The 8,624-nt window shown below is 69.9% G+C and carries 7 protein-coding genes; 6 read left to right on the top strand and 1 reads right to left on the bottom strand.

Features of this window, described 5'->3' with window-relative positions; all coding sequences use genetic code 11:
- The first annotated feature begins 251 nt into the window (after positions 1-251).
- The 4 genes from AB0O34_RS27705 to AB0O34_RS27690 all read left to right on the top strand — a co-directional run bounded on the left by AB0O34_RS27705 (position 252) and on the right by AB0O34_RS27690 (position 4,749).
- Positions 252-1,133 carry a sugar ABC transporter permease gene (locus tag AB0O34_RS27705; RefSeq protein ID WP_363920214.1) on the top strand — a complete coding sequence of 294 codons (882 nt, stop codon included), beginning with the start codon at positions 252-254 and terminating at the stop codon, positions 1,131-1,133.
- Entirely contained in the window at positions 1,130-1,936 is an 807-nt protein-coding gene (locus AB0O34_RS27700; RefSeq protein WP_363920212.1) for a carbohydrate ABC transporter permease, read from the top strand. Before AB0O34_RS27705 ends, AB0O34_RS27700 begins: the two co-directional genes overlap by 4 nt.
- Before the next feature lie 25 nt (positions 1,937-1,961).
- Positions 1,962-3,647 carry a trehalase family glycosidase gene (locus AB0O34_RS27695; protein WP_363920210.1) on the top strand — a complete coding sequence of 562 codons (1,686 nt, stop codon included), beginning with the start codon at positions 1,962-1,964 and terminating at the stop codon, positions 3,645-3,647.
- Positions 3,648-3,741: 94 nt separating this feature from the next.
- Positions 3,742-4,749 carry a LacI family DNA-binding transcriptional regulator gene (locus AB0O34_RS27690; protein ID WP_363920208.1) on the top strand — a complete coding sequence of 336 codons (1,008 nt, stop codon included), beginning with the start codon at positions 3,742-3,744 and terminating at the stop codon, positions 4,747-4,749.
- Between the two features lie 205 nt (positions 4,750-4,954).
- Here the strand turns inward: AB0O34_RS27690 and AB0O34_RS27685 are convergent, their stop codons facing one another.
- Positions 4,955-7,027 carry an alpha-galactosidase gene (locus AB0O34_RS27685; RefSeq protein ID WP_363920206.1) on the bottom strand — a complete coding sequence of 691 codons (2,073 nt, stop codon included), beginning with the start codon at positions 7,025-7,027 and terminating at the stop codon, positions 4,955-4,957.
- A gap of 125 nt (positions 7,028-7,152) precedes the next feature.
- Between AB0O34_RS27685 and AB0O34_RS27680 the strand changes: the two genes are divergently transcribed.
- Together AB0O34_RS27680 and AB0O34_RS27675 are read left to right on the top strand one after the other, a co-directional pair.
- Positions 7,153-7,458, top strand: coding sequence for a hypothetical protein (locus tag AB0O34_RS27680; protein ID WP_363920203.1), 306 nt, complete (start codon positions 7,153-7,155; stop codon positions 7,456-7,458).
- Complete coding sequence (locus AB0O34_RS27675; RefSeq protein WP_363920201.1) at positions 7,455-8,558, top strand: WXG100 family type VII secretion target; 1,104 nt, start codon at positions 7,455-7,457, stop codon at positions 8,556-8,558. Before AB0O34_RS27680 ends, AB0O34_RS27675 begins: the two co-directional genes overlap by 4 nt.
- The last annotated feature ends 66 nt before the right edge of the window (positions 8,559-8,624 follow it).

Genomic DNA, 8,624 nt, shown 5'->3' with positions numbered 1-8,624 from the left:
GGCGGTCAAGGCCGCCAAGGGCCGTACCAGCGACGACCTCGGCACCAAGTATCCGAAGATCTCCGAGCCGATGTGGGGCGCGGTGCAGGCGGCGCTGAGCGGGTCGAAGAGCGCGCAAGAGGCGATGACGGACGCGCAGGCGGCCGCGGCCACCGCCATCCAGTAGAAGCATGAGCCGAGTCGTACAAAAGCCGGCGCGTGCCCCCGGTGATCCCCTCGTCGAAATGAGAGGGAGTCACCGGGCGGAACGCGTGAGGTCAGGGCAGTGGGCGGCGTGGGCGTTCCTCGCCCCGATCGTGGTCTATCTGGCGGTCTTCTACGCCTACCCGCTGTTCCGCAACGTCGAGCTGAGCCTGCGCGACTACACCGTGCGCTCCTTCGTCCAAGGCGACGCCCCCTTCACCGGGTTCACCAACCACGCCAAGGTGCTCAGCGATCCGAGCTTCGGCCCGACGCTGTGGCACACAGTGGGGTTCACCCTGGTGTCACTGGCCTTCCAGTTCGCCATCGGGCTGGCGCTGGCGGTGTTCTTCGCCAAGCACTTCCACCTGTCGGCCACCTTGCGGGCGTTGTTCCTGGTCCCGTGGCTGCTACCGCTGATCGTGTCGGCCTCCACCTGGTCGTGGATGCTCAACAGCGACTCCGGCGTCGTCAACGCCGTGCTGAGGGCCATCGGACTCGGATCGGTGAACTGGCTGACATCCCCCGACTGGTCTCTGTGGTCGGTGACCATCGCCAACATCTGGATCGGCATCCCGTTCAACCTCGTGGTGCTGTACTCCGGCCTGCAAGCCGTCAACCCGGACATCTACGAGGCCGCCGCGCTGGACGGCGCGACCGGTCGGCAGCAGTTCTGGAAGGTCACCCTGCCCTTGCTGCGCCCGGTCTCGGCGGTCACGCTGCTGCTCGGCCTGGTGTACACGCTGAAGGTGTTCGACATCATCTGGATCATGACCAAGGGCGGGCCCAGCGGCTCCTCCACCACCTTCGCCACCTGGTCCTACCGCCTCGGGTTCGGCAACCTGGTGCCCTCGTTCGGACCTGGCGCGGCCGTGGGCAACCTACTGATCGTGACGGCTCTCGCCTTCGGCCTGGTCTACATCCGCGCACAACGAAGGCGGGACCTCACGTGAGGTACTGGAAGACCGGTGTCGGCCTCTTGCTCACCGCGGTGATGCTGTTCCCCGTCTACTGGATGATCAACGTGTCCTTCACCCGGGAACAGGACATGCGCAAGAGCCCGCCCAGTTGGTTGCCCATCGACGGCACCCTGGACGGCTACCGCGCGGTGCTGGACCAGCAACTCCCTTACCTCGGCATCAGCCTGGTGGTCGGGCTGGGCGCGGTCGCCTTGACCCTGCTCGTGGCGGCCCCGGCGGGCTACTCGCTGGCCAAGCTGCGACCCCGCGGCGGTGGGGCGCTGAGCTTCGTGCTGCTGGTCGCCCAGATGATCCCCGGCATCATCATGGCGATGGGCTTCTACGCCATCTTCCTCAACACCGGCATGCTCAACACCGTGTCCGGGCTGATCGTGGCCGACTCCACCCTCGCGGTGCCGTTCGCGGCACTCATCCTCACCGCGTTCATGTCCGGCATTCCCGAAGAGCTCCTGCAGGCCGCCCGCGTCGACGGGGCCGGGGTGGTGCGCACCTTCTGGTCCATCGTGCTGCCCGTCAGCCGCAACTCCCTCATCACGGTGTCGCTGTTCACCTTCCTGTGGGCGTGGTCGGACTTCATCTTCGCCAGCACCCTGGACCAGGGCGGCGACCACCAGCCCATCACGCTCGGCATCTACCACTACATCGGCAACAACAACCAGGAATGGAACGCCATCATGGCCACCGCCGTGATCGCCTCCATCCCCGCGACGCTGCTGCTCGTCATCGCCCAGCGTTACGTCGCCGCCGGTGTCACCGCCGGCGCCGTCAAGGACTGACCTTCGGAGAAGGGATTCTCATTTCATGACCGCCGCCTCGGGCCCGGTGTTCTCCCTGCGGGAAATCCCGTTCAGCTTCAGCGGATCCTGGTTCGCCTTCTCCCCGGTGGTGGCCGAGAAGGTCTACGCCGAGGACGTGCACCTGGTCTCGCACCAGACCGGCATGCACCCGATCCTGCGGCTGATCCCCACAGTCGAGACCGCCGTCACCGCCACCCCGCACCAGCTCACCTGGAGCAGCGGCGACGGCCGGATCGACCTGGCCTACGAGACCACCGACACCGTCCGGGTGCGCGGCCGCGGCCTCGGGCTCCGCCTGCTGGCCGCCGACCCAGTCCTGACCCCGTTCAGCGGCCCGTACTTCTACCAGGACCCCACAGACGGGTCCTACGTCTTCACCGTCTACCAGACCGGGCGCCGCTACCGCGTCACCTTGCTGAACGGACGGGCCGAGCCCATCGGCGACCAGGCGCTCGGCACGGCCGAGCGCGGCGTCCTCCTTCCCCGGGACGAGCCCTGGGAGATCGCCGTGGAGGAGTACGAGACCGCCCGTGCCCCTTTCGCCAGTGACACCACCTTCGAGCAGGTGACCAAGGCGGCGCGCGCCGAGTTCGACGCCTTCACCGGGGCGGTCGCGCCCTGGCGCGGCGACCGGACGCCCGCCGCCGAGCTGGCCGCCTACGTGTTGTGGTCGGCCGCCGTGCGCCCCGCCGGGTTCGTCACCCGCCCCGCGGTGCTGATGTCCAAGCACTGGATGGACAAGGTCTGGAGCTGGGACCACTGCTTCAACGCCATCGCCCTGGCCGACGGACTGCCCGATCTGGCGTGGGACCAGTTCCGGCTGCCCTTCGACCACCAGGACGCCGCCGGCGCGCTTCCCGACTCCATCACCCACTCAGAGATCCTCTACAACTTCGTGAAACCACCCATCCACGGCTGGGCCCTGCGGCGGCTGCGCCCGCCCTCCGGCCTCGAGCCGTCCGAGACCTACCGGCTACTGGAACGCTGGACCCGCTTCTGGCTGGACGCCCGGCGCGCCCCCGGCCGGGAGCTGCCGCATTACCAGCACGGCAACGACAGCGGCTGGGACAACGCCACCACCTTCGACCGCGAACGCGTCGTCGAGAGCGCCGACCTGGCAGCCTTCCTCGTTCTCCAGATGCGCGAACTCGCCCGTCTGGCCGCCGGACTCGGCGCACCGGAGGCGGCCGAGCACTGGTCCCGCGCCGCGGACCGGATGCGCGAGGCACTGCTCACCGATTTGTGGGACGGCTCGAAGTTCGTCGCCCGCAGTGCGCACTCCGAAAAGACCTGGTCCAGCTCCAGCCTGCTCGACCTCATGCCGATCGCCCTGGGAGAAGAGCTGCCTGAACCGGTACGGAACGCACTCGCCGCACAGATCGAGAGACACCTGACCGCGTTCGGCCCGGCGACCGAGCTGCCCACATCACCGCACTACCGAGACGACGGCTACTGGCGCGGACCCATCTGGGCGCCTTCGACCGTCCTCATCGAGGACGGCCTGCGGCGTACCGGCCACATCGAATTGGCCGATGAGATCAGCGCACGGTTCCGGACATTGTGCGAAAAGTCCGGCTTCGCGGAGAATTTCGACGCACGCACCGGTGAAGGTCTCCGCGACCGTGCCTACACCTGGACGGCCAGCGCCTACCTCATCCTCGCCGGCGATCACGAACGGCGGCGGCTTTGACACGACGTATCACCGGGGCCTAGCCTGTTTTGTCGAATCGGTTCGAGTAACGTGGCGATGAAAAGCGCGATCGGCCGACAGCACGGGGGAACAGGTGAACATCGGGGAGATCGCCAGGCGGGCGGGCGTGTCGCGAAGCACCGTCTCGTACGCCCTCAGTGGCAAGCGTGCGGTGTCCGAGACGACCCGCCGCCGCATTCTCCAGGTCGTCGACGAGGCAGGTTACCGTCCCAATGCCAGCGCCCGTGCGTTGGCCGAGGGGCGCACCCGTACGATCGGCCTGGTCATCCCCCCTGCGGGGCGGCGGCTGACCCCCGTGCAGCTCGGCCTCGTCGCCGGCATCGTGGCCGCGGCCGACCGCCAGGAGCTGGACGTGCTGCTCTCGCCCAGCGGTGGCGAACACGATCGCTCCTTCGAGCGGATGGTCAGCGGCCGCCGCGTCGACGGTGTGATCCTCACGGAGATCCGGCTCCGTGACGCGCGCGCCGTCAGACTGCGCCGATCCAATATCCCCTTCGTGTCGATCGGTCATACCGCCGACGCCGACGCGGGCTGCTGGGTGGACCTCGACTACGAACGGCTCATCGCGGGCTGCGTGCACTACCTGGCCGATCTGGGTCACCGCGCGATCGCCCTCGTCAACCGGCCGCAGGAGTTTCTGGACTCCGGCTACGGCCCCGCCTGCCGAGGGCTGGCCGGCTTCTCCGCCGCCACGGCCGCACGATCACTCGACGCGACGGCGGTCTGCTGCGCCGACGAGACGATGGCCGGAGAGAGCTGCGTCGGGGACCTCCTCGCCGCACGGCCGGAGATCACCGGCATCGTCACCCTCAACGAGGTGGCCCTGCCCGGCATGGAACGCGCCCTGCGCCGCCTGGGCCAGGCGGTGCCCGAGCGTTTCTCCGTCACCGGCGTGGTCGGCCGGCACTGGGCCGAGGAGTTCCACCCACCGCTCACCGCCGCCGACGTCCCCATCTCGGAGATGGCCGACCGCGCCGTCGAACTTCTCGCCGAGCGGATCGCCGCGCCCGCCGCACCGGACCGCCACGTCCTGCTCACACCGCCGATCTCCCTGCGCGCCAGCACCGCCCCGCCACCCTGACCCTCGCGTCGCGGGGTCCCGCGCTCGCCCGGCGTCAGGTGTGGCGAGGGCGAGGCGGGACGCGAGGTGGTGAGGACTACAGCCAGGGGACCAATGTCATGAGCGCTCGCGGTGGCACCAGCCGACGAAGCAGGAAGCCACCGAGGTGCCGCATGAACCCGCGCGGCACGGGCGAGAATCTCCGGCATTCGTGCCGGGGAGCGCGTCAATCGCGGATCAGGTGGACCATGACGCTGGCGTAGTCCCCGGGGGGCAGGTCCGGGAACAGACCGTGGGTCAGCAGGACGGCGCCGTGGTGGATCCGGCCGGTGGCCGGGTCCCGGTAGCGGGCCTGCGGGTCCAGGTCACGCAGCGGGATGCCCGGCTCTGCGTGGCCGAAGCGACGGGCTCGCCTGAAGGCGAGGAACGCGACCTCCCCGCCGTCGTGGGTGAGGTACTGCACGGCCGACAACTCGCCGTCCGGCGGCAGCAGGCGGTACTGCCGCCCGTGCTGGACGAGCGGGCGGATCCGCTTGTAGGCGGCGATCAGTTCGGCGGCCCGCGCCAGATCGGGCTCGCTCCAGTCGGTCAGGGTGCCGCCTATGCCGAGCACGCCGGCCATCGCGACATGGAAGCGGAAGCCGAGGGGGACCTCCCGGCCCGTGTAGGGATTGGGGGTGTCGGTGACCCAGGCGCCCATGACGCGTGCCGGGTAGAGCTGGGAGAAGCCGTGCTGGATCTCCAGCCGGTCGGGGGCGTCGGTGTTGTCGGAGGTCCACACCTGATCCGTACGCCGCAGGATGCCGAGGTCGACCCGGCCGCCGCCGCTGCTGCACGACTCGACCCGCACATGGGGATGCCCGGCCCGCAGCCGGTCGAGTATGTCGTACAGGGCGTGGACGTGGCCGGTCCACAGCCGCTCGTCCGGCCCGGCCTCGGTGAAGGGGCGGTTCATGTCCCACTTCAGGAAGTCGATGTCGTTCTTGGCGAGCAGCTTGTCCAAGGTCTGGTACAGCTGGTCGGCGACCTCCGGCCTGCTGAGGTCGAGCACGAGTTGGTTGCGGTGCTCGGTCCGGGTGCGGTGCGGCCGATGGATCACCCAGTCGGGGTGGGCACGGTACAGGTCGCTGTCAGGGTTGACCATCTCCGGCTCCACCCATAGGCCGAACCGCATGCCCAGCTCGTGCACCCGGCCGATCAGCGGTGCGAGCCCGTCGGGAAAGCGGCGCGGGTTGGGATACCAGTCGCCGAGCCCGGCGGCGTCGTGGGTGCGGGCACCGAACCAGCCGTCGTCCACCACGAACAGCTCGACGCCGATGCGGGCGGCCGACTCGGCGAGCCCGATCTGTCCCTCCAGCGAGACGTCGAAGCCCGTGGCCTCCCAGGAGTTGTAGAGTACGGGTCGCGCTTCGCCGGGGTGCGGCAGGACGTGCCGCAGCTGGTGGTCATGCCACGCGCGGCTGGCGGCCCCGAAGCCGCCCTCGGTGTACAGGCCCGCGCACGTCGGCGTGACCAGATCCTCGCCGGTCCCGAGCTCCGAGGTCACCGGGTCGTGGCCCGCGCCGGCCGACAGCGTCACCCGCTCGGATGGTAGCCGCTGGGCGGTGAGCCGCCAGCTTCCGCTCCAGGCCAGTGCGCAGGAGTAGACGGCGCCGTGCTCCTCGCCCGCCGTGCCGTCGTCGATCATCGCCCAGGGATTGGCCTGGTGGCTGGTCACACCTCGGCGGCTGGTCAGCACGGTCTCGCCGTACGGTGGTTCCGACCGGTGCAGGCGGGTCTCGGCGCCCCACTGGCCGCGTACGGAACTCAGTCTGTAGCCGTTGAGCCGGGGTAGCACCCAGGTGGCGGAGTCGGCCCGTACGACGGTGACGGGCTCGCCCGCGTTGCGCACGACCAGGTGGCGTTCGATGACGTCGCTGTCGTCGTACAGGCGGTAGTGGCACTCGACGGTGAGCGGGTAGTGACGGTCGGCGTACGCCAGTACCAGCTCCCGGTCGGTACGGTGCTGCCCCGTGTGGAGGAGTTCCAGGTCGCGGGTGCCGTCGGAGAATCGCACCTGCAGGCCCGCGTACCCATAGAGCAGGCCGCCGGCCGCGGCCAGGTCCAGTGTGCCCTCGGCGGAGTCCTCAACGGGCCGGAACGGAGGTCGCGGCACCGGCAGCGAGGCCGCCTGCTCGGAGGTGAGGCGGGGCCCCCAGTGCAGCACCCGCGGTCTGTCGGCGTCGTCGAGATGCACGACATAGGAGGAGGACGGTCCAGAAAGCACCCATAGGCGGCGTTCGACATCGTGGTGGATCATCTCAGCCTTTCGATGACGTTCTCGCGCGTAAGCGCCTTGTGTGGCCGATCGAGCTTGGCCGCGAAGAAAGCCGAGTGTAGGCTCCGGCTGAATGCTGGCTCTGGCGGCGGAGGGGGCCGGTCCCGGTGGGCATCGATCTGAACCGCGACGCGCTCGCGAAGCTCCGCGTCGCGGTGAACGTCCAGGGGGGCAAGCTCGCCACCGTCGGCGACGGGTTCCCCGCCAAGGACGCCGCAGGGCCGTCCGTCTTCGGCACGCTGACCGGCGCCGGGGCGCTGGCCGCCGCGATCGGCCGGGTCGAGGGGCACGTGGACGCCGAGCTGGGCACGGTGAAGAGCCGCCTCGACGGCGTGGAGCGCGCCCTGGACACCATCGAGGAGAACTTGCGCGACGCCGAGCACGGCACCGAGCATGGGCTGCCCTCCATATGACCGACACGGGGGCCGTGGCGGCGCTGCCGGGGGGCCAGGCGCTGGTGTCGCTGGTGGACAAGGCAAAGGGCGATCCGGCCGCGATCAGGGCCGTCGCCACCCGCTGGCGCGAGGCCGCGTCGCGCACGGTCACGCGGCTCAACGCCCTTGGCGCCTCCATCACCCAGGTGGACGCCGCCTGGAAGGGCGACTCAGCCGACGCCTTCGTCGCGTACATGCGGCGGTACGGCCGCGCGGGCGACGCCCTGCACGACGCGCTGGCCAACTGCGCGAACCACCTCGACACGGCCGCGGGCGCCGTGGAGACGGCCAGGCGGAACGTCGACGGGGTGTGCGACGACGTGCTCGCCTGGGTCGCGGAGTACCGCCGGATCAATCCCCACGCCACCGAGGACCAGCTCAAGCCCGGCATCACCGAGCACGTCGAGCAGTCGGTCTCCCTCGCGCGGGCGCACGTGGAGACGGCGGAGACGGTGCTCTCGACGGCCCAGGGCGACATCGACAAGGAGCTCGCCGCCATCTCGCCGACGTTCGCCGGCATCCCCGCCGCGGGCGACCAGCCGTTCGTCCCCGGGCCCGGCCACACCACCGAGTGGGTGCCGGTGCCGCGGAGCGAGATCGACCCCGCCGTCTTCGACACCTCGAACGGCGGCCCGTCCGGAGCGGGCTCGTCCGGCGGCGGAGGGTTCGGCGGGTACGGGCCGAGCGGCCCCCCGCCGCCCGGCGGCGGCCCCGCGCCCAAGGGGCAGGTCGCCGGCTGGATCCAGCAGGCGATCGAGATCCTCAAGGCGCACGGCTACCCGGTCGAGAAGATGAACGTCAACGACATCTGGCTGATCATCCAGCACGAGTCGGGCGGAAACCCCCACGCGATCAACAACTGGGACTCCAACGCGGCGGCGGGAACGCCGTCCAAGGGCCTCATGCAGACCATCGACCCGACGTTCGACCGCTGGTCGCTATCGGGGCACAAGGACATCTACAACCCGGTGGACAACATCGTCGCCGGCGTGCGCTACGCGATCGAGCGCTACGGGTCGGTCTCCAACGTCCCCGGCGTCGTCGGCTCGAAGAACGGCTCCGGCTACATCGGCTACTGACAGTGAGGATGCAGGTGAGCGCCTCCCGGTGGGATCTGACCCGACCACTGACATCCCCGCCACCGC

It is taken from the genome of Sphaerisporangium sp. NPDC088356 (genome assembly GCF_040685555.1).
Taxonomy (GTDB): Bacteria; Actinomycetota; Actinomycetes; order Streptosporangiales; family Streptosporangiaceae; genus Sphaerisporangium.
This window is presented reverse-complemented; position numbering and strand designations above follow the sequence as displayed.

Bases quoted from the DNA above. Each gene is read 5' to 3' on its own strand.
- AB0O34_RS27685 (WP_363920206.1), bottom strand. From the start codon at position 7,027: ATGATCCACCACGATGTCGAACGCCGCCTATGGGTGCTTTCTGGACCG.
- AB0O34_RS27695 (WP_363920210.1), top strand. From the start codon at position 1,962: ATGACCGCCGCCTCGGGCCCGGTGTTCTCCCTGCGGGAAATCCCGTTC.
- AB0O34_RS27675 (WP_363920201.1), top strand. From the start codon at position 7,455: ATGACCGACACGGGGGCCGTGGCGGCGCTGCCGGGGGGCCAGGCGCTG.